The organism is Streptomyces sp. NPDC058685 (assembly GCF_042714725.1).
In the GTDB taxonomy this organism is placed as follows: domain Bacteria; phylum Actinomycetota; class Actinomycetes; order Streptomycetales; family Streptomycetaceae; genus Streptomyces.
The window spans coordinates 37,052-55,202 of record NZ_JBHXSL010000023.1 but is presented as its reverse complement, the minus strand read 5'-3'; the positions used below and the strand labels follow the sequence as shown (position 1 = coordinate 55,202).

20 protein-coding genes and 1 riboswitch are annotated in these 18,151 nt (G+C 71.7%); of the genes, 14 read left to right on the top strand and 6 right to left on the bottom strand.

Annotated elements, in window-relative coordinates; translation table 11 throughout:
- Nucleotides 1-11 precede the first annotated feature (11 nt).
- The gene (locus ACFWU3_RS19990) at nucleotides 12-314 is read right to left on the bottom strand and encodes an urease subunit gamma (RefSeq protein WP_352204907.1); all 303 of its coding nucleotides are present in this window, start codon (nucleotides 312-314) and stop codon (nucleotides 12-14) included.
- 135 nt (nucleotides 315-449) lie between these two features.
- Nucleotides 450-1,070, bottom strand: a complete 621-nt coding sequence (locus ACFWU3_RS19985) for a TetR/AcrR family transcriptional regulator (protein ID WP_384439010.1) — start codon at nucleotides 1,068-1,070, stop codon at nucleotides 450-452.
- 104 nt (nucleotides 1,071-1,174) lie between these two features.
- On the opposite strand from ACFWU3_RS19985, the gene ACFWU3_RS19980 reads away from it, so the two are divergent.
- The gene (locus ACFWU3_RS19980) at nucleotides 1,175-2,164 is read left to right on the top strand and encodes an ABC transporter permease (protein WP_384439007.1); all 990 of its coding nucleotides are present in this window, start codon (nucleotides 1,175-1,177) and stop codon (nucleotides 2,162-2,164) included.
- Nucleotides 2,165-2,683: 519 nt separating this feature from the next.
- On the opposite strand, the gene ACFWU3_RS19975 is transcribed toward ACFWU3_RS19980, so the two are convergent.
- A complete protein-coding gene (locus ACFWU3_RS19975; RefSeq protein ID WP_328859890.1) occupies nucleotides 2,684-2,965 on the bottom strand; it encodes a type II toxin-antitoxin system Phd/YefM family antitoxin in 282 nt (93 codons plus the stop codon).
- Between the two features lie 96 nt (nucleotides 2,966-3,061).
- Between ACFWU3_RS19975 and ACFWU3_RS19970 the strand changes: the two genes are divergently transcribed.
- From ACFWU3_RS19970 to ACFWU3_RS19960, 3 genes are all read left to right on the top strand, one after another.
- A complete protein-coding gene (locus tag ACFWU3_RS19970; RefSeq protein WP_384439113.1) occupies nucleotides 3,062-3,697 on the top strand; it encodes an ATP-dependent Clp protease proteolytic subunit in 636 nt (211 codons plus the stop codon).
- Between the two features lie 9 nt (nucleotides 3,698-3,706).
- Nucleotides 3,707-4,015: a hypothetical protein gene (locus ACFWU3_RS19965; protein ID WP_384439004.1), complete on the top strand. Its 309-nt coding sequence runs from the start codon at nucleotides 3,707-3,709 to the stop codon at nucleotides 4,013-4,015.
- A gap of 317 nt (nucleotides 4,016-4,332) precedes the next feature.
- Nucleotides 4,333-4,518: riboswitch (cyclic di-AMP (ydaO/yuaA leader) on the top strand.
- Nucleotides 4,519-4,521: 3 nt separating this feature from the next.
- Nucleotides 4,522-4,998 (top strand): C40 family peptidase, encoded by a 477-nt coding sequence (locus ACFWU3_RS19960; protein ID WP_384439001.1) that lies wholly within the window; start codon nucleotides 4,522-4,524, stop codon nucleotides 4,996-4,998.
- 87 nt (nucleotides 4,999-5,085) lie between these two features.
- Here the strand turns inward: ACFWU3_RS19960 and ACFWU3_RS19955 are convergent, their stop codons facing one another.
- On the bottom strand, nucleotides 5,086-5,715 hold the full coding sequence (locus ACFWU3_RS19955; RefSeq protein WP_384438998.1) for a LysE family translocator: 630 nt from the start codon (nucleotides 5,713-5,715) through the stop codon (nucleotides 5,086-5,088).
- 82 nt (nucleotides 5,716-5,797) lie between these two features.
- On the opposite strand from ACFWU3_RS19955, the gene ACFWU3_RS19950 reads away from it, so the two are divergent.
- Nucleotides 5,798-6,709, top strand: a complete 912-nt coding sequence (locus ACFWU3_RS19950; protein WP_384438995.1) for a LysR family transcriptional regulator — start codon at nucleotides 5,798-5,800, stop codon at nucleotides 6,707-6,709.
- Nucleotides 6,710-6,831: 122 nt separating this feature from the next.
- Here the strand turns inward: ACFWU3_RS19950 and ACFWU3_RS19945 are convergent, their stop codons facing one another.
- Together ACFWU3_RS19945 and ACFWU3_RS19940 are read right to left on the bottom strand one after the other, a co-directional pair.
- Nucleotides 6,832-7,263: an ATP-binding protein gene (locus tag ACFWU3_RS19945; protein WP_384438992.1), complete on the bottom strand. Its 432-nt coding sequence runs from the start codon at nucleotides 7,261-7,263 to the stop codon at nucleotides 6,832-6,834.
- 310 nt (nucleotides 7,264-7,573) lie between these two features.
- Entirely contained in the window at nucleotides 7,574-8,719 is a 1,146-nt protein-coding gene (locus ACFWU3_RS19940; protein WP_384438990.1) for an 8-amino-7-oxononanoate synthase, read from the bottom strand.
- Nucleotides 8,720-8,865: 146 nt separating this feature from the next.
- Between ACFWU3_RS19940 and bioB the strand changes: the two genes are divergently transcribed.
- The 9 genes from bioB (at nucleotide 8,866) to ACFWU3_RS19895 (ending at nucleotide 18,026) form a co-directional block, all read left to right on the top strand.
- Nucleotides 8,866-10,020 carry a biotin synthase BioB gene (gene bioB / locus ACFWU3_RS19935; RefSeq protein WP_384438987.1) on the top strand — a complete coding sequence of 385 codons (1,155 nt, stop codon included), beginning with the start codon at nucleotides 8,866-8,868 and terminating at the stop codon, nucleotides 10,018-10,020.
- Nucleotides 10,021-10,028: 8 nt separating this feature from the next.
- Nucleotides 10,029-11,321 carry an adenosylmethionine--8-amino-7-oxononanoate transaminase gene (locus ACFWU3_RS19930; protein ID WP_384438984.1) on the top strand — a complete coding sequence of 431 codons (1,293 nt, stop codon included), beginning with the start codon at nucleotides 10,029-10,031 and terminating at the stop codon, nucleotides 11,319-11,321.
- Between the two features lie 191 nt (nucleotides 11,322-11,512).
- Nucleotides 11,513-12,226, top strand: a complete 714-nt coding sequence (bioD, locus tag ACFWU3_RS19925; protein ID WP_384438981.1) for a dethiobiotin synthase — start codon at nucleotides 11,513-11,515, stop codon at nucleotides 12,224-12,226.
- 4 nt (nucleotides 12,227-12,230) lie between these two features.
- The gene (locus ACFWU3_RS19920; protein WP_384438978.1) at nucleotides 12,231-12,584 is read left to right on the top strand and encodes a VOC family protein; all 354 of its coding nucleotides are present in this window, start codon (nucleotides 12,231-12,233) and stop codon (nucleotides 12,582-12,584) included.
- 43 nt (nucleotides 12,585-12,627) lie between these two features.
- Nucleotides 12,628-13,299, top strand: coding sequence for a class I SAM-dependent methyltransferase (locus tag ACFWU3_RS19915; protein ID WP_384438975.1), 672 nt, complete (start codon nucleotides 12,628-12,630; stop codon nucleotides 13,297-13,299).
- Between the two features lie 312 nt (nucleotides 13,300-13,611).
- Nucleotides 13,612-14,430: an ABC transporter ATP-binding protein gene (locus ACFWU3_RS19910; protein ID WP_384438972.1), complete on the top strand. Its 819-nt coding sequence runs from the start codon at nucleotides 13,612-13,614 to the stop codon at nucleotides 14,428-14,430.
- Between the two features lie 9 nt (nucleotides 14,431-14,439).
- The gene (locus tag ACFWU3_RS19905; RefSeq protein ID WP_384438969.1) at nucleotides 14,440-17,004 is read left to right on the top strand and encodes an ABC transporter permease; all 2,565 of its coding nucleotides are present in this window, start codon (nucleotides 14,440-14,442) and stop codon (nucleotides 17,002-17,004) included.
- Nucleotides 17,005-17,168: 164 nt separating this feature from the next.
- Nucleotides 17,169-17,498 (top strand): hypothetical protein, encoded by a 330-nt coding sequence (locus ACFWU3_RS19900; RefSeq protein WP_384438966.1) that lies wholly within the window; start codon nucleotides 17,169-17,171, stop codon nucleotides 17,496-17,498.
- An 87-nt stretch (nucleotides 17,499-17,585) separates the two neighbouring features.
- The gene (locus ACFWU3_RS19895; protein WP_384438963.1) at nucleotides 17,586-18,026 is read left to right on the top strand and encodes a GNAT family N-acetyltransferase; all 441 of its coding nucleotides are present in this window, start codon (nucleotides 17,586-17,588) and stop codon (nucleotides 18,024-18,026) included.
- Nucleotides 18,027-18,151: the final 125 nt, after the last annotated feature.

The following is an 18,151-nucleotide window of genomic DNA, read 5'->3' as shown; positions in this document are numbered from 1 at the left end:
GCTCCTCCCCTTCAGACGATCGGGTCGTGGACGGTGACGAGCTTGGTGCCGTCCGGGAAGGTCGCCTCGACCTGGACGTCGTGGATCATCTCCGGGATGCCCTCCATGACGTCGGCGCGGCCGAGGACCTGACGGCCGGACGCCATCAGCTCGGCGACGGTGCGTCCGTCCCGCGCGCCTTCGAGAATGTGCGAGGTGATCAGGGCGACGGCTTCGGGGTGGTTGAGCCGCACCCCGCGGGCGCGGCGCTTCTCCGCCACGTCGGCCGCCACATGGATCAGCAGTCGTTCCTGCTCGTGCGGGGAGAGTTGCACGCGTCCACCTCACTGTCGTCCGTGCCGGGCCCGTTCGGGCACAGCGAGACCCGTCGCCGCCAACGCTCCGCCGACCTGCACGGTGCCGTCCCACTGCCGGGAGGTGAACGTTAGGGCGCAAGTTTTTCCGGCGCGTTAACTGACGTCGGGGGCGCTCATCGACATGAGCCCCCGGAGCCCGTCCTCCAGGACGTCGACGTCCACGTCGCCGAAGAGCGCCTGCTGAAGGACGAATCCCTGGGCGGTGGCGATGAGCGTGCGCGCCACATGGTCGGCGGGTACGTCGGCGACCATCAGGCCGTTGTCCCGGTAGGCGTCCACGAGCTTCGCCCAGGCGAGCCGCATGCCGCCGTACCCCTCGCCGAGCGTGGTGGCGAGCCGCTCGTTGCGCAGCGTCTCGGTCCACACCTGGACCACGAGCCGGGCGAAGGCCTGTCGGTCCTCCCCCGGTACCTGCTCCCGCAGCAGTTTGCGCAGGACGCGGCCGAGCAGCACGTCGGGCATGGGAGGCGGCGTCGTCCGGGCGGCATCCTCGAAGGCGCCCCGGATCCCGGCGAACGCCTCGTTCGCGATGGCCGCGATCAGCTCGTCCTTGCCACGGAAGTAGCGGTACACGGCGCCGGCCGACAGCTCCGCCTCACTGAGGATGTCCTGCATCGACGTGGCGTGGAAGCCGTTACGGGCGAAGCAGCGGGCGGCGCCGTCGAGGATCTGGCGTCGTCGTGCGTCGAGATGTTCCTGGGATACGCGGGCCATGCCAACAATCTAAAACGAACATTCATTCTTGACAAGCGCGACACGCGGCGGGACAGTGAGGACCAGAAAAACGAACGATCCTTCTCTTTGAATCGAGGCGCACGATGTCCGCCACGCCCACTCACCGCACGATCGCGGTGATGGCTCTCGTCCCCGCCCTGGTCGCGCTGGCCCTGTGGGCCTTCGCCTGGCCCGCCGCCCGTACCGCTCCCCGGGATCTCCCCATCGGCGTCGCCGGCCCGGCGTCCGCGGTCGCCCAGGTCGAACAGCGCCTGGAACAACGGCCGGACGCCTTCGAGGTGCACCGCTACACCGATGAGACCGCCGCCCGTGAGGCGATCGAGGACCGCGTTGTATACGGAGCGGTCGTCGTCACCCCGGAAGGGCCGCAGCTGCTGACCGCCTCCGCGGGGAGCGCCGTGGTCGCCGGACTGCTGAAGGAAGCCGTCACCGCGCACGCCCCTGCCGGCGAGCCGGTGAAGGTGACCGATGTGGTGGCCGCCCCCGCCGGCGATCCGCGCGGCGGCGGGCTGGCGTCGAGCATCCTGCCGCTGGCCCTGGCGGGTGTGGCGGCAGGAGTCATGGTGACGGTGCTCGGATTGCGCGGGAGCCGCGCGGCGCTCGCCCTGACCGGCGCGGCAGCACTGGTCGGACTCACGGCCGCCGCTCTCGCTCACAGCTGGCTCGGCCTGCTGAACGGCAACTGGTGGGCCGAAGCGGGAGTCCTCGGGCTGACCGTCCTCGCCATCGCGGGCGGCGTCGCGGGCTTCGCCGCACTGCTCGGCACCCGTGGCATCGCCCTCGGCAGTCTGCTGATGGTCCTGATCGGCAATCCGTTCTCGGGAGCCGCGAGTGCGCCGGAACTGCTGCCGGACCCCGCGGGAGTGATCGGCCAGTGGCTCCCGCCGGGTGCGGGTGCCCAACTGCTGCGATCGGTCTCGTACTTCGACGGCAGCGGTGCGGGCGCAGCGGTCCTCACGCTCTCGCTGTGGGCAGCGCTCGGACTCGCCGCGGTGCTTGCGGGCGGGCGGAGCGCGCAGCCGGCCGATGCGTCGAAGGAGTCGCTGCGACCCGTGCCGGCACCGGTCGGCTGAGCCCCCACGACCAGCCGCGCGTCCCCGCTGTAGCGGACGGGGACGCGCGGCTTTCTGCTGCGCGGGCGGGCGCCGGGCGGGCTTGTGCGGTGCGGGCCGGCGCCGGGCCCGCGCCACCGATGCGTGCTGGACCGGCCGAACACCCGGCTTGTGCCACTCGGGCGCGTGCTGGACCGGGCTGGGCACGAGGGGCTTGTGCCACTCGGGCGCGTGCTGGGCCGGGCTGGGCACCCGGGCTTGTGTCACTCGGGGGGCCGCACGATGCCGAGCCGGGCGGCAGGTCGTACCGGCCGATCGAGGCGGCGAAACGGCCACGACGGAAGGGCCTCCCCATATGCCCGGGACACCGCGCCCCGGCAACGCTGTGAACCGTCGAGCCCGGACGGCACACCCCCGGGCACCGGGCCGCGAGCCGTGAAGCTCAGCCGCCCGCTGCCCGCCGGGGACGCCGGACTTCACCAGGGCGCGCGGCCCCGTGAGGCCCAGACCTCCGCCGCGCGCCCGGGCGCGCGGCGCGCGTCAGCCGTGTGTGTCGGGCCGGCGGTGCTCCGCCGTGAGTCCGAAGCGCCCCCGTTCGCCGGAAGCGGACGAGAGGGAGCCGACGGACGAGACCGAACTGACCACCTGCTCCTCCGCGCCGTCCTGAGCCTGCTCCAGTCGTTCCAGGTCAGCGGCCGAGACGAGCGCCACGAGGGGCTTTCCGTGCCGGGTGACGACGACTCGTTCGCCCCCGTAGACGACGCGGTTGATCAGATCGGCGAGCTCTGCGCGGGCTTGCGTCACCGGAATCTCGTAGGCCATGCTCCCCATCATAACCGCCTGTACGTCCTGTACATTTTTTACAGAACCGTGCCAGGCGCGCACGGAGGAGACGCACTCATGGAGAAGAGGCCCGCCATGCACCGTCCGGTCGCCCGCTATGTCCTGCCGCAGTTCACCGAGCGCACGAGCTCGGGGACCCGCACCCTCGACCCGTACTCCAGGTTGCTGGAGGAGCGGATCGTCTTCCTCGGGACGGAGGTGGACGACACCGCGGCCAACGATGTGATCGCCCAGCTCCTGCACCTCGAGTACGCGGCCCCGGACCGGGACATCTCGCTCTACATCAACTCCCCCGGCGGCTCGCTCAGCGCCATGGCCGCGATCCACGACACGATGCAGGTGGTCACCTGCGACGTGGAGACGACCTGTCTGGGCCAGGCCGCATCGACGGCCGCCCTGCTGCTCGCCGCCGGCGCACCCGGGAAGCGGATGGCACTGCCGGGTGCGCGGATCGTCCTGCAACAGCCCGAGACCGACGAGCCGTTGCGGGGTCAGCCGTCCGATCTGGACATCGCGGCACAGGAGTTGCTGCGACTGCGGGCCCAACTGGTCGCGATGCTCGTGACGCACACCGGCCAGACGTCCGAGCGGATCGCGGCCGACCTGGAGCGCGTCAAGATCTTCGACGCCGAGGCGGCCAAGGAGTACGGGCTGCTCGACCACGTCATCCGGAACCGCAAGACGTCACTCTCCGCCCCCGGTTCACGGTGAGGCCGAGCCATGCCGCTTCCCGAACCGCCACCGCTGCCCGCGCTGACACGCGCCGAGGGCGACCTGATCGATGCCTTTCTCGAGGTCGTCGATCTGCTGGGGCGGATCAATCCGGCCCGCGCGACCCACACCTACGGCGCACTGCGCGCGGCCCAGGCGCTCGTCGGCCGGGCGAGCGCCCTGCGGGACGCCCTGACACTCATGCACCTGCGCGGCGAGAGCGAGATGCACCCGGCAACCCTCGGCCATGCGCTGCGGGTTCTTGACGGTGATCGGAGGACGCGGCGGGTGACCCTGCCGCCTCCGACGGAGAACTGACGGCGCCTCGGATCGTGTCAACCGCCGAATGGGTACGAGATTTCCTACCCCATTCGGTGGAGCCGTTGCACCCTATATGCCTACGGTCAACTTGCGCACCACGACCACCGATCTGGCGGAATAACTCATTCCGGTGCTGGTGCGAGCGTCCTCGGGTGTCGCGCGGCGAGCGGCCGAACACCCCTGTCCACCCGAACAGGTGAGTGGTGTCGAAACTCACATATCGCCGTTTCAGCTCGGAAATCCGGCGCGCCATGGGTCAAGATCCCTGGGACGACAAGCCCCCGTCACCTCGGCGGGGCGGTCCGGGCGGACGCCGAGTCCTGCCGCCGATCCGGACGTCTGGTCGACAGAAGTGCTTCGGCAGGAGTGGAGGACCCGAGCAACACGGGGCAGCCGGAAAGTCCGGCCGTCCCTCGGGGTGAAGCCGCGTTATGCAGCCGGGCACCTTCGTCCGCCCGAACCCGACAGGTCATCCTTCACAGGCGGCTGACGAAGGGTTGCGCATGAGTGCGCAGAAGCATGTCCCGTTCTTGATGACACGGGCGGGTGCCGTATCGGCCCTGACCCTGGCCGCCGTCGGCGGCTCCATGCTCGTGCCGGGTGCCTCGTCGGAGGCGTACGCAGCAACCACCCACGCCGGCAAGGCGTTGAAGGTGGCCGCGTCGAAGAAGGGCGCGCCGTACAAGTACGGCGCCATGGGTCCCTCCCGCTTCGACTGCTCGGGCCTGACGCTGTATTCGTACAAGAAGGCGGGCAAGAAGCTCCCCCGTACGGCCCAGCAGCAATACAACAAGACGCGTCATATCAAGGCCTCTTCACGGCAGGTGGGTGACCTCGTCTTCTTCCATTCCGGCAGGAGCGTCTATCACGTGGGTATCTACGCCGGCAGCGGGAAGATCTGGCACTCCCCCAAGACCGGTTCCTGGGTGAAGCTCGACAAGATCTGGACCAAGAGCGTCTGGTACGGGCGCGTCGGCTGACGGCACGCCACCGAGGGTGTACCGGCGGACGGTTGTCCCGGCCCGCCGGTGCGCCCGGGCAACGCCCGGTGTCCATGACGCCCGGCGTCAGTGCGCCAGCGGCTGGACGAGCAGTGTCGCGCCCAGCGCCGTGAGCGCGCCGCCGGTGACGCCCTCCACGGCACGGGTGGCCCGCGGCCTGCGCAGCCACGGGCCGAGCCGGTCCACCAGCAGCGCCACCAGCGGGAACCAGACCAGGGCGAGCGCGACGACGATCGTCGCCAGCTGCAGCGTGCGCGGCAGCACGGGGGCGCCCGCCGGCACGAACTGCGGCAGCAGACTGAGGAAGAGCACCGGGGCCTTCGGGTTCAGCACATTGGTGAGGAACCCCTGCCTCAGACCGCGGCGGGTCCCGTCGGCCGCCGTTCCGCCCTCGTCCGCCACGACGGGCCGGGGCCGCAGCGCCGAGCGCACCGCCCGTACTCCCAGGTAGAGCACATACACTCCGCCGGCGATCTGGAGCGTGCGGAAGAGGACCGGCACGGCGACGAGCACCGCCGCGAGCCCGGCCACGGCCAGCGCGGTGTGCACCAGCAGACCTCCCGCCACCCCGATGGCCGAGGCCACGCCGGCGCGCCGTGAGGCCAGCGCGTTGCGTACGACGACGGTGAAGTCCGCGCCCGGCATGGCGACCATGCCCGCAGCGATCCCGGTGAAGGCAACCAGTTGTGCGTCCATGCCAGCCATCCTGGACCTGCGGAGGCTTTAGTGTGTATAGGCAATCTTCTGGGTCTGCCCAAAGCAATGCTTAAGGGGTGCCATGTACGACCCGACACGGCTTGCCGCGCTGGTGGCGGTCGCCGAGGCCGGTTCGATCACCCAGGCCGCCGTGCGCCTCGGCTACACGCCGCCCGCGCTCTCCCAGCAGCTGGCCAAGCTGGAGCGCGAGGCGGGCGCGGCCCTGCTGATCCGGCACCACCGCGGTACCCGGCTCACCGCCGCGGGCGAGGTGCTCGCGACCCGCGCCCGGCGGGTGCTGGACGAGATGGACCAGGCGCGTCACGAACTGGCGCGGCTGTCGGGGCTGTCCGGCGGACGGCTGCGGGTCGGCACCTTCACCACTGTCGGCATCCATCTGCTGCCTCCGGTGCTGAGCGCGTTCCGCCGTGCCCACCCTGATGTCGATCTCACGGTCGCGGAGTACGAACCCCCGCAGGGGGTCCTCGCGGTGGCGGCGGGCGATGTGGACCTCGCGCTGACCCACACCTACGAGCCCAATGAACCGGCCGCGGCGCCGGCGGGAGCGGTTCTCGAACCGCTGCTGGTCGAGGAGTTGGTCCTGGTGACCTCGCCCGGCCATGCGCTGGCGGGTGGTTCGGGCCGGCTGCCCGTCGAGGAGCTGGCGGGCCAGCCGTTGATCAGCAGCGCCCCCGCCCACCCGCCGCGCAAGGGCGTGGAGGGAGCGCTGGCCCGAGCCGGTGCCACACCCTCCGTGGTGTGCGAGACACCGGGCTACGCCCTGGTGTGCGCCCTGGTCAGCTCGGGGCTCGGAGTGGCGGTGGTACCGGAGATGGTGGCCTCCATGTCCGTCACCCCGCTGGGCGTACGGCAGTTGGAGCCGGCTGCGTTCCGGCGGACCATCTCGGTGGCCCACCGCGGGGACGAGTCGGGTCCGGCGGCCGCTTCCCTGCGGGCCCTGCTGCGCGGGGCGTTCGGCCGCGCGACGGGCTGAAGCCGCCGAAGCGCCCGTCACCGGCGACCCATCGAACGCGCCGTCGTTCGGCCCGTCACCGGCGACCCATCGAACGCGCCGTCGTTCGGCCCGTCACGGAGACCCCTCGGACGCGCCGTCGTTCACCCCGGGACCGGCGCCGTCCACGGCAGCGCGATCCAGACCGTCTTGCCGCCCTCCGCGGTGGGGGTCACCGACAGGCGGCCACCGCACTCCGCCGTGAGGCTGCGGATGATGATCATGCCCCTGCCGTTGTCCTGCCGTACGGCGGCGGGCAGTCGCTGTGGCCAGCGCGGGTGGCTGTCCGTGACACCGATGACCAGTTCCTCGTCCCGCTCCAGCCGCAGATCGACCGTGAAGGTCGGTGACTGGCCGAAGGTGTGCTGGACCGCGTTCGTGGTCAGTTCGGAGACGATCAGCCGGACCGTGTCGCCTGCCTCGTCGTCCGCCGGAAGACCCCACTCGGAGAGGATGTCCGTAACGAATTTCCGGGCCGCGGAAACCGAGGCGGGATCGCTCGGCAGAGTGACGGAGGCTTCCTGAAGGTCGGCCATGGCGACGCTGTCCCTTTCCCACCGCGGCCGGGCTCCAACTCGTGGCGGATGATGCGCGGGCGGCCGCGGATTGCGCTTCGCGCCAGAGTGCCACTCCTCGCCCCGCCGGAGGTGGCGATCCACCAAGATATGTAGATATCTGTCGCTCGAAGCGGTGAACTCTGCTACGCGAGACCGGATTTGGTCCGCGCCGTCCCGTCCCTGGTCACGGGCGCGGCGAAACCGCCGAACGGCGTCCGCGGGCCGCGGCGGGCGCGAACGGGAGTGCGCCGTCCGCGACCGGCCCCCTGACGGGCCGCGTTCGGTGATGTCAGCCGGCCGGCGCCGTCTCCACGATCGTGGCGACGGCCCGGGCGATCTGCTCCTCGGTGAGATCCGCGCGGGCCGTCAGCCGCAGCCGCGAGATGCCGTCCGGGACCGACGGCGGGCGGAAGCAGCCGACGCCCAGACCCGCCGCCCGGCAGTCCGCGGCCCACTGCAGCGCCGCCTCCGGCGAGGGCGCCCGTACCGACACCACGGCAGCGTCCGGCCGTACGGCGGTCAGACCCTGGGCCGTCAGCCGCTGGTGCAGGGTCCCCGCGACCGCGCGCGCCCGCCCGGCGAGCTCCGGCTCGCGCCCCAGCAGCCGCAGGGCGGCCAGGGCGGCGCCCGCGGCGGCCGGCGCGAGTCCCGTGTCGAAGATGAACGTCCGTGCGGTGTTGACCAGGTGGTCGATGACCCGCGCGGGGCCGAGGACCGCGCCGCCCTGGCTGCCCAGCGACTTGGAGAGGGTCAGCATCGCGACGACCCCCTCGTCGCCCGCGAGCCCTGCGGCCGCCGCGGCTCCCCGGCCGCCCTCGCCGAGGACGCCCAGGCCGTGGGCGTCGTCCACGAGCAGCGCGGCGCCGTGCTCCCGGCACGCCTGCGCGAGAGCGGGCAGCGGTGCGGCGTCGCCGTCGACGGAGAAGACGGAGTCGGTGACGACGAGAGCACGCCGGCCTGGGTGCGCGTCGAGCGTCTTGCGGACGGCCTCGGCATCGGCGTGCGGGGAGATCGCGGTCTCCGCGCGGGAGAGCCGGCAGCCGTCCACGATCGAGGCGTGGTTGCCGGCGTCGGAGACGATCAGCGACCCGCGATCGCTCAGCGCGGTGACCGCGGCGAGATTGGCCGCATAGCCGGAGGACAGGACGAGGGCGGCCTCGAATCCGCAGAACGCGGCCAGTTCCCGTTCCAGTTCGGCGTGCAGCGCGGTGCTGCCCGTGACGAGCCGGGAGCCGGTCGCGCCGGCGCCCCAGCGCTGCGCCGCCTCGGCGGCCGCGGCCGTGATCTCCGGCCGGCGGGTCAGTCCCAGGTAGTCGTTGCCCGCAAGATCCAGCAGCTCGGAGTCGGCGTCGCGGGGCCGGAGCGTCCGGACGAGACCCGCGCTCGCACGGCGGCGGGACTCGTCGTCGATCCAGTCGAAAGGATCCTGGGTCATGGTGGTCCGGTCCTTTTTGTAGGCAGCGCACAGACCCTAACCGGGCCGGCTCGCGGAACCGATGTGGCCATACACACACCTCATTCGGGCTCTGTTGTCGGGTTCCGCCTTGGCCGGGACGTGTGCCGTACGTCAGGATCTGGCGCATGGACCTGCTGAACACGCTGGTGGAGAAGGGGCTGCGGCGCGAGCTGCCGACCCGTGAAGAGGCGCTCGCCGTACTGGCGACCTCAGACGACGACCTGCTCGAAGTGGTGGCCGCGGCCGGCAAGGTACGCCGTCAGTGGTTCGGGCGCCGGGTGAAGCTCAACTATCTGGTGAACCTCAAATCGGGGCTGTGTCCCGAGGACTGCTCCTACTGCTCGCAGCGGCTGGGGTCCAAGGCCGAGATTCTCAAGTACACCTGGCTGAAGCCCGACGAGGCATCCGAGGCTGCCGCCGCGGGTGTGGCGGGCGGCGCGAAGCGCGTCTGCCTGGTCGCGAGCGGCCGCGGCCCGACGGACCGGGACGTGGACCGCGTCTCCAAGACCATCGAGGCCATCAAGGAGCAGAACGAGGACGTCGAGGTCTGCGCGTGCCTCGGGCTGCTCTCCGAGGGACAGGCCGAGCGGCTGCGGGACGCCGGCGCCGACGCGTACAACCACAACCTCAACACGTCCGAGGGGACGTACGGGGACATCACGACCACCCACACCTACGCGGACCGCGTGGACACCGTGCACCAGGCGCAGGCCGCGGGCCTGTCGGCCTGCTCCGGTCTGATCGCGGGCATGGGCGAGAGCGACACCGACCTCGTCGACGTCGTCTTCTCGCTGCGTGAGCTCGACCCGGACTCCGTGCCGGTGAACTTCCTGATCCCCTTCGAGGGCACGCCGCTGGCCAAGGAGTGGAACCTCACCCCGCAGCGCTGTCTGCGGATTCTCGCCATGGTGCGGTTCGTCTGCCCGGACGTCGAGGTGCGGCTCGCGGGCGGCCGTGAGGTCCATCTGCGGTCGATGCAGCCGCTCGCCCTGAACCTGGTGAACTCGATCTTCCTCGGTGACTATCTGACCAGCGAGGGCCAGGCGGGCAAGGCGGACCTCGACATGATCGCGGACGCCGGGTTCGAGGTGGAGGGCGCGGAGACGACGACGCTGCCGAAGCACCGACAGGGCGGCTGCGGTTCCGTGTGCGGCGGCGAGTCGTCCGACGCTCCGGCCGAAGCGCCCGCCGAGGTCCGTGCGGAGGCCAACGCCGCCCGTACGGACCTGGTCTCCGTGCGCCGCCGCGGCGCCGGCACCGACCTTGCTCCCAATGCCTGAGGCGCCCCATGCCTGAACGAGTGCCCCCTGACGAGCTGGTCGCCCTGGACCGGGCCCATGTCTGGCATCCGTACGGTCCGATGCCGGGGCGCAGCGACCCGCTGGTCGTGGACTCCGCGTCCGGGGTACGGCTGCGGCTCGCCGAACCCGCCCACGGGCAGCATGAGTTGATCGACGGGATGTCGTCGTGGTGGTCGGCCATCCACGGCTACAACCACCCCGTCCTCAACGACGCGGCACGCGATCAGCTGGACCGCATGAGCCATGTGATGTTCGGCGGGCTCACCCACGAGCCCGCCGTGCGGCTCGCGACGCGGCTCGTCGAGATCACTCCCGAGCCGCTGCGGCATGTGTTCCTGTGCGACTCCGGGTCGGTGTCGGTCGAGGTCGCCGTCAAGATGTGCCTGCAGTACTGGCGTTCCACGGGCCGCCCGGAGAAGCGCCGGCTGCTCACCTGGCGCGGCGGGTACCACGGCGACACCTGGCAGCCCATGGCGGTGTGCGATCCCGAGGGCGGGATGCACGAGTTGTGGTCGGGGGTGCTGCCGCGGCAGGTCTTCGCGGACGCGCCGCCGGCCGAGTTCGACGAGGCGTACGCCGACCGCCTCCGGGATGCGGTCGCGCGGCACGCCGACGAGCTCGCGGCCGTGATCGTGGAGCCCGTGGTGCAGGGCGCGGGCGGTATGCGCTTCCACTCGCCCGCGTATCTGCGGGTGCTGCGGGAGGCGTGCGACGCCCACGGTGTGCTGCTGATCTTCGACGAGATCGCCACGGGCTTCGGGCGCACGGGCACGCTGTTCGCCGCGGAGCAGGGCGGGGTGTCGCCGGACGTGATGTGTCTGGGCAAGGCGCTGACCGGTGGCTATCTGACGATGGCGGCGACGCTGTGCACCGCACGGGTGGCAGACGGGATCTCGCGCGGCGAGGTGCCGGTACTGGCCCACGGCCCGACCTTCATGGCCAACCCGCTGGCCGCGTCGGTGGCGAACGCCTCCATCGATCTCCTGCTGGCGCAGGACTGGCCCCAGGAGGTCAAGCGCCTGGAGACGGGCCTGCGGGACGGCCTGGCGGAGGCGCGGAACCTGCCCGGGGTGAAGGACGTCCGGGTGCGGGGAGCGATCGGCGTCGTCCAGCTGGACCACGACGTGGACATGGCCGCGGCGACGGAGGCCGCGGTGCGCGCCGGGGTGTGGCTCCGGCCGTTCCGGGACCTGATCTACACGATGCCGCCGTATGTGACCGGGGACGAGGATCTGTCCCGGGTGTGCGAGGCGGTGTGCGCGGCCGCGGCCGCGGGGTGACCAGGGCCGTGGTCGCAGGGTGACCGGGACCCTGGTCGCAAGCCGACCCCGGGCGGGGCAGCGGACTCGCACGGCGCGGGCACGCGGATGACGCACCGTCCGGGACACGGGGCGGGCACGAGGCGCGGCGACATCGCGCCGAGGAACGAGCGGCGCTTCGGCGCCGGTGAACAGATGGGCGGTAGGGCACCATGGCAGTCGTCGTCGTCTCGGGAACCGGGACGGAGATCGGGAAGACCGTCGTCACCGGCGCCGTCGCCGCGCTCGCGCTCGCGCAGGGGCGGACCGTCGCCGTGGTCAAGCCCGCGCAGACCGGCGTCGGGCGCGACGAGCCCGGCGACCTCGCCGAAGTCGCGCGGCTCGCCGGAGGCGTGTTCGGGGTGGAACTGGCCCGGTACCCCGAGCCGCTCGCCCCCGCCACCGCCGCCCGGCGGGCCGGGGCCGCGCCCGTCCTGCCGCAGGAGGTGGCCGACGCCGTGGAGAAACTGGCCGCCGAGTACGACCTCGTCCTCGTCGAGGGCGCGGGCGGACTGCTCGTCCGGTTCGACGACGACGGCGGGACGCTGGCCGACGCCGCCCGGCTGCTGTCGGCTCCCGTCCTGGTCGTCACCACGGCGGGACTCGGCACGCTCAACGCCACCACGCTGACCGGTGAGGCTCTCCGCGCGCGGGGGCTGGCGCAGCTCGGCGTGGTCGTCGGGAGCTGGCCCGCGGACCCGGGGCTGGCCGAGCGGTGCAATCTGACCGACCTCCCCGAGGCCGCGGGGGCCCCGCTGCTCGGGGCCGTACCGGAGGGGTCCGGAACCCTCACGCCCGCGGATTTCCGTGCCCGCGCCGGAGGTTGGCTCGCTCCGGTGCTCGGCGGGTCGTGGGATGCGGAGGCGTTCGGCTCGGTCGTACGCTGACCGGATGCGCGCGCGTATCGACGAGATCGTCTTCGACTGCCACGATCCGGCCCTGCTGGTCCGCTTCTGGGCCGCGCTCGTCGGCGGGGAGCCCGTCGACCGCAGCGCCGGGTGGTCGTACATCGATCCGCCGGGCTCGGTGCGGATCGCGTTCCAGCGTGTGCCCGAGGGCAAGGCCGCGAAGAACCGTGTCCATCTGGATCTCGACGCCGGCGACGTGGACGAGGCGGCGGAACGGGCGGTGACTCTCGGCGCCGTACGGCTGGGCCCGCTCACGACCGACGACCACGGCCGGTTCCAGGTGCTGACGGATCCGGAGGGCAATGAGTTCTGCTTCGTCGCCCCGGGGGGAGAATGACGGTGAACGTCCGCCGTCCCGGACACGCACTGAGGAGGCCGTCATGCCCTTGCGGAGCAGCACAGTGCCGCGGGACGCCGTCCACCATCCGCTGTTCGCCCGTTTCTACGCCCGGTTCAGTGTGGCCGCGGACAAGAGCATCGCGCAGCACCGCAGGGAACTGCTGACCGGGCTCTCCGGCCGGGTGATCGAGGTCGGTGCGGGCAACGGTCTGAACTTCCCGCACTACCCGTCCGCCGTCTCCGAGGTCGTCGCCCTGGAACCCGAACGCCGCCTGCGCGCACTCGCGGTCGAGGCCGCGCGCCGCGCCGATGTCCCGGTCGACGTGGTCCCGGGAGCGGCCGAGGCGCTGCCGGTGAAGAGCGAGGCGTTCGACGCGGCCGTCGTGTCGCTGGTGCTGTGCTCCGTACGGGATCTGCCGCGGGCGCTGGCGGAGATCAGGCGGGTGTTGCGGCCCGGGGGCGAGCTGCGGTTCTTCGAGCACGGCCGCGCCGAGACCGCGGGAATGGCGCGGGCCCAGCGGCTGGTGGACCGTACGGTGTGGCCGCTGCTGTTCGGCGGCTGTCACACGTCGCGGGACACGCTCACGGCCATCGAGGCGGCCGGGTTCGAACTGGGCGAACACCGGCGGCTGCGGGTGCCGGAGCAGGGCATGCAGGTGCCGAGCTCTCCGTGTGTCCTCGGCAGGGCGTACCGTACCGCCGCCGAGAGCTGATCGCGGGCAGCGACGGCTCCCTTCGTCACCGACTGCCGCCCCCAGAACGGCACATGGCGGCACAGGACGGCGCATCACGGCCGTGGCGGCTCTTTTCGGCCGGCTGTGACCACGCCTGCGGTCCGTCCCGTCGTCCCCTCCGGCGAACACCGCCTCGAACACCACGTGCCTGCCCCTTACATCAACCCCGAGAACCGGGCCCTGCGACGGATACCGGGCACCTCCGGCCGTTCTCTAGTCTCTGGAAGCCTGAGTCTCAGCACGTTGTAGGGCACCGGAGCGAGTCGGAGCGGCACGACCCAGGAGGCGGCCATGTCCACACCTGCCACTGCACCCACCCACGGCCGGGCCACGGGCGTTCCGCTCGCCGCGCGGGCCCGGGCGCTGACCAAGGCGTACGGGAGCGGGGAGACGAGCGTCCGCGCACTGGACGCCGTCGACGTCGACATCGCCCGCGGGCGGTTCACGGCGGTGATGGGCCCGTCCGGTTCGGGCAAGTCCACGCTGATGCACTGCCTCGCAGGACTCGACACCGTCTCGGCGGGCCAGGTGTGGCTCGGGGACACGGAGATCACGGGGCTCAACGACCGCGAGCTGACCAGGCTTCGACGGGACCGGATCGGCTTCATGTTCCAGGCGTTCAATCTGCTGCCCACACTCACGGCGGCCGAGAACATCACCCTCCCCATGGACATCGCCGGACGCAAGCCCGACCAGGAGTGGCTGGAGCGGGTCATCGACACCCTGGGGCTCCGCGACCGCCTCCGGCACCGGCCCGCACAGCTGTCCGGCGGACAGCAGCAGCGAGTGGCCTGTGCGCGCGCCCTGGCGTCCCGCCCGGAGTTGATCTTCGCCGACGAACCGACCGGCAATCTCGACTCCCGCGCCGGCGCCGAAGTCCTCGGATTCCTCCGCGAGGCGGTGGACCACCTGGACCAGACGGTCGTGATGGTCACGCACGATCCGGGCGCCGCGGGCCACTCCGATCTGGTGCTCTACCTCGCGGACGGGCGGATCGTGGACGCGATGCCGGAGCCGACGGCCGAGGCCGTGCTGGAGCGGATGCGCCTGTTCTCCGGCGGCCGGACGCAACCACCGCCCGCCGGGGCCGACACCCTGGCCAAGGACTGAGGGCGCGCCGTGCTCAGAGCGACTCTGCGGAGCTTCTTCGCGCACAAGGGCCGGCTGCTGCTGTCGATGCTCGCGATCCTGCTGTCCGTCGCCTTCGTCAGCGGATCGCTGATCTTCTCGGACACCGTCTCCCGTACCTTCGACCGGCTCTTCGCCTCCACCTCCGCCGATGTCACGATCGCGCCGAAGGAAGGGGTCGGCGAGAGTCTGCCGACCGGCGTCGTACGGACGGTGCCGGCCTCGCTCGCGGACCGGGTGGGTGCCATCGACGGGGTCGCCGGCACCCACGTCGACGCGGCCGTCGAGAACATCACGGTCGTCGACGACCGCAACGAGCCCGTCGGGCCCACCAGTGGCGCGCCCACCATCGCCACCAACTGGTACGTCACCGACCGCAGTCCCGTGAAACTCACCAACGGCCGCGCGCCGCGCGGCCCCGGCGAGGCGCTGCTGGACCGGGACACCGCCGACAAGGCGAAGCTGGGCATCGGCGACCCGCTCACGCTCCTCGCCCAGCCCGGTTCCTTCCGGGTCGAGATCGTCGGCATCGCGACGTTCCGGACCACCAACCCCGGTGCGGCGCTGGTCTTCCTGGACACACCGACCGCGCAGGCCAAGGTGCTGGGCAGGCCCGGCGAAGCCACCTCGATCTCGGTCGACGCCGCCGAGGGCGTCAGCGACGACACGCTCAAGCGGCGGGTCGCCGCCGAACTCGGTGACGCCTACGACCTCAAGACCGCCGACGAACAGGCGGAGTCCGACGCGGCGCAGCTCGGCGGATTCCTCGACGTGATCAAGTGGGTGATGCTGGGCTTCGCGGGCGTGGCCGTCCTGGTGGGCGTCTTCCTGATCGTCAACACCTTCTCGATGCTGATCGCACAGCGCACCCGCGAACTGGGGCTGCTCCGCGCGCTCGGGGCCGACCGCCGCCAGGTGCGCCGTTCGGTGCTGACCGAGGCGGTGCTCCTGGGGCTGGTCGGCTCGACGCTCGGTCTCGCCGCCGGAGTCGGACTGGCGGCCGGGCTCATCGGGCTGATGAGCGCGTTCGGCATGAACCTCAGTGCCGCCGAGATGGTCGTGGGACCGGCGACTCCCGTCTCCGCGTACGCCGTGGGTCTCGGCGTCACCTTCCTGGCCGCGTATCTGCCCGCCCGCCGGGCCGCCCGGGTCTCCCCGATGGCGGCCCTCGTCGACGCCGAAGTCCAGGGCGTGGGACGGCCGTTGAAGGTCCGCGCCGTCGCCGGATCCCTCATGGCCGCCGCGGGCGCGGGCGCGCTCGCGGGCTGTGCGGTGAGCGACCGGACGGCAACGGCGTCCCTGCTGCTCGGACTCGGCGTGGTGCTCACGCTGGTCGCCACGATCGTCGCGGGTCCGCTCCTCGTACGGCCCGTGATCCGGGTGCTGGGCGGGGCGTTCCCCAAGGTCTTCGGGTCGGTGGGCAGGATGAGCCAGCGCAACGCCCTGCGCAATCCCCGGCGTACGGGCGCCACGGCCGCCGCGCTGATGGTCGGGCTGGCCCTGGTCGGCGGGCTGTCGATCGCGAGCGCGTCGATGACCAAGTCGTTCGACAACCAGATCGACAAGACGCTCGGCGCCGACTTCGTCGTCCAGAACAGCAACTTCATGCCCTTCCCGCAGGAGATCACCGAGAAGGTGCGGGCCGTCGAGGGCGCGGGAACGGTCGTACGTCAGCGCTTCGCGCCTCTCGCGCTGACACTGCCGGACGGCAAGCGGGTGGAGTCGACGGCCTCCGGCTACGACCCGAAGCTGGACGAGGCCGCCAACATCACGTACGCGAGCGGAACCACCGCGACCGCACTGGCCGCCGACAGCATCGCCATGGACGTCGCGTACGCGGACGAACACCGGGTGCGCGTCGGGTCGGTGCTGCCGGTCGAGTTCCCGGGCGGGCGGAAGGCCCGGCTGACCGTCGGGGCGCTCACGGACATGGACCAGACGGGCGGGCCGGGCATGGAGGGCGCTCTGTTCATGGGTCTGGCGACCGTCGAGAAGTATCTGCCGGGCGGTCAGGACGCCGCGGTCTTCGTCAACGCGGCCGACAGCGGCGCCACGGATGATCTGCGGACCGGTCTCGAAGCCGCGCTCGACCCGTATCCCCAGGTGCAGGTGCGCGACCAGGCCGACTACAAGGACCTGGTCCGCCAGCAGATCGCCGTGATGCTCTACCTCGTCTACGCCCTGCTCGGGCTGGCCATCGTCATCGCGGTGCTCGGGGTCGTCAACACCCTCGCCCTGTCGGTGGTGGAACGGACGCGGGAGATCGGACTGCTGCGCGCGATCGGCCTCTCCCGGGTGCAGCTGCGGCGGATGATCCGGCTGGAGTCCGTGGTGATCGCGGTCTTCGGGGCGTTGCTGGGGCTGGCGCTGGGCGTGGTGTGGGGCGTGGCCGTCCAGCAGGTGCTGGCGCTGGAGGGCCTGACCGCGTTCGCCGTGCCGTGGGGAACGGTGATCGCGGTGGTGGTGGGATCGGTGGTCGTCGGCCTCGCGGCGGCGGTGCTGCCGGCGCTCCGCGCGTCGCGGATGAACGTGCTGGCGGCGATCGCCCACGAGTAGGGGAGCGACTGCTCCATGACGACGGACACCTGCCGAAGACGGCCCAACGGCCCCGCCCTCCGCTGCTGATCGGCGGCAACGGGGACAAGGTCCTGCAACTCGCCACGGAGCACGCCGACATCATCGCGTTCACAGGCGCCCGGGACAGCAGGGACGGGCTCCGGGTGCTCACCGCCGAGGAGGTCGACGGGCGGGTAGCGGCGTACCGCAGGATGGCCGGCGGCCGGTCCGCGGAGCAGGAGCTCAATCTGCTGCTCCAGTTCGTCGCGGTCACCGACGACCGCGAGGCCCCGGTCAAGGAGCTGCTGCCCCGGGTCCCGCATCTGAGTGTCGAGCAGGTGCTGGACGTGCCCCTGCCGGCCGTCGGGACGGTAGAGGCGATCGCCGGCCGGCTGCGCTTGCAACGTGAGCGCTACGGCTTCAGCTACTTCACCGTCCTCGACCCCTACCTGGAGACGTTCGCGCCGGTGATGGACGAACTGCGCAACGGCTGAGCGGCGCGGAAGGCGAGGGTGCGACGCGGTGTCCCGAACCCTGAAAGCCGGTGGCAGGCACGCTCCCCCGCGTGCTTGGCTCGGCCCGTGATCGATCTGCGCATACGGACCGCCCGGCCGGACGAGGCGACGAGAGTTCTGGCCTTCTGGAAGGAGGCGGCCGAGGGGACCAGCGTCACGGACGACGTGGACGGCGTCACCCGGCTGGTCTCCCGTGACCCCGAGGCTCTGATCCTCGCCGAGTCCGACGGCCTGCTCGTCGGGTCCGTGATCGCGGGCTACGACGGATGGCGGTGTTCCCTCTACCGCCTCGCCGTCCTCCCCTCCCACCGCAGACGCGGTGTCTCGCGCGCCCTGCTGGAGGCGGCGGAGCGCCGGTTCGCCGCCGTCGGCGGACGCCGTGGCGATGCCATGGTTTTGGAAGCCAACGAACAGGCACACGGAGCATGGGCGGCCGCCGGGTACCGGAGGGAGGACCACTGGCGGCGCTGGGTGAAACCGTTCGCGGGCCCCTCCCGTCCCGAATGACTTTGCCGGTCCTTTACCATGGGTGAATCATCACTCTCCGCATGAAAGGTGTGAGCGTCCGTCCATGGGCGAGCCTCCCAGTAGCAGACATCGCGCGTTCCTCCTCCCGCTGTCCGATCATGGGA

Excerpts from the sequence above, each read along its gene's own strand:
- ACFWU3_RS19985 (WP_384439010.1), bottom strand. The coding sequence starts at position 1,070 with ATGGCCCGCGTATCCCAGGAACATCTCGACGCACGACGACGCCAGATC.
- ACFWU3_RS19980 (WP_384439007.1), top strand. The coding sequence starts at position 1,175 with ATGTCCGCCACGCCCACTCACCGCACGATCGCGGTGATGGCTCTCGTC.
- ACFWU3_RS19975 (WP_328859890.1), bottom strand. The coding sequence starts at position 2,965 with ATGGCCTACGAGATTCCGGTGACGCAAGCCCGCGCAGAGCTCGCCGAT.
- ACFWU3_RS19970 (WP_384439113.1), top strand. The coding sequence starts at position 3,062 with ATGCACCGTCCGGTCGCCCGCTATGTCCTGCCGCAGTTCACCGAGCGC.
- ACFWU3_RS19965 (WP_384439004.1), top strand. The coding sequence starts at position 3,707 with ATGCCGCTTCCCGAACCGCCACCGCTGCCCGCGCTGACACGCGCCGAG.
- ACFWU3_RS19960 (WP_384439001.1), top strand. The coding sequence starts at position 4,522 with ATGAGTGCGCAGAAGCATGTCCCGTTCTTGATGACACGGGCGGGTGCC.
- ACFWU3_RS19955 (WP_384438998.1), bottom strand. The coding sequence starts at position 5,715 with ATGGACGCACAACTGGTTGCCTTCACCGGGATCGCTGCGGGCATGGTC.
- ACFWU3_RS19950 (WP_384438995.1), top strand. The coding sequence starts at position 5,798 with ATGTACGACCCGACACGGCTTGCCGCGCTGGTGGCGGTCGCCGAGGCC.
- ACFWU3_RS19945 (WP_384438992.1), bottom strand. The coding sequence starts at position 7,263 with ATGGCCGACCTTCAGGAAGCCTCCGTCACTCTGCCGAGCGATCCCGCC.
- ACFWU3_RS19940 (WP_384438990.1), bottom strand. The coding sequence starts at position 8,719 with ATGACCCAGGATCCTTTCGACTGGATCGACGACGAGTCCCGCCGCCGT.
- bioB (WP_384438987.1), top strand. The coding sequence starts at position 8,866 with ATGGACCTGCTGAACACGCTGGTGGAGAAGGGGCTGCGGCGCGAGCTG.
- ACFWU3_RS19930 (WP_384438984.1), top strand. The coding sequence starts at position 10,029 with ATGCCTGAACGAGTGCCCCCTGACGAGCTGGTCGCCCTGGACCGGGCC.
- bioD (WP_384438981.1), top strand. The coding sequence starts at position 11,513 with ATGGCAGTCGTCGTCGTCTCGGGAACCGGGACGGAGATCGGGAAGACC.
- ACFWU3_RS19920 (WP_384438978.1), top strand. The coding sequence starts at position 12,231 with ATGCGCGCGCGTATCGACGAGATCGTCTTCGACTGCCACGATCCGGCC.
- ACFWU3_RS19915 (WP_384438975.1), top strand. The coding sequence starts at position 12,628 with ATGCCCTTGCGGAGCAGCACAGTGCCGCGGGACGCCGTCCACCATCCG.
- ACFWU3_RS19910 (WP_384438972.1), top strand. The coding sequence starts at position 13,612 with ATGTCCACACCTGCCACTGCACCCACCCACGGCCGGGCCACGGGCGTT.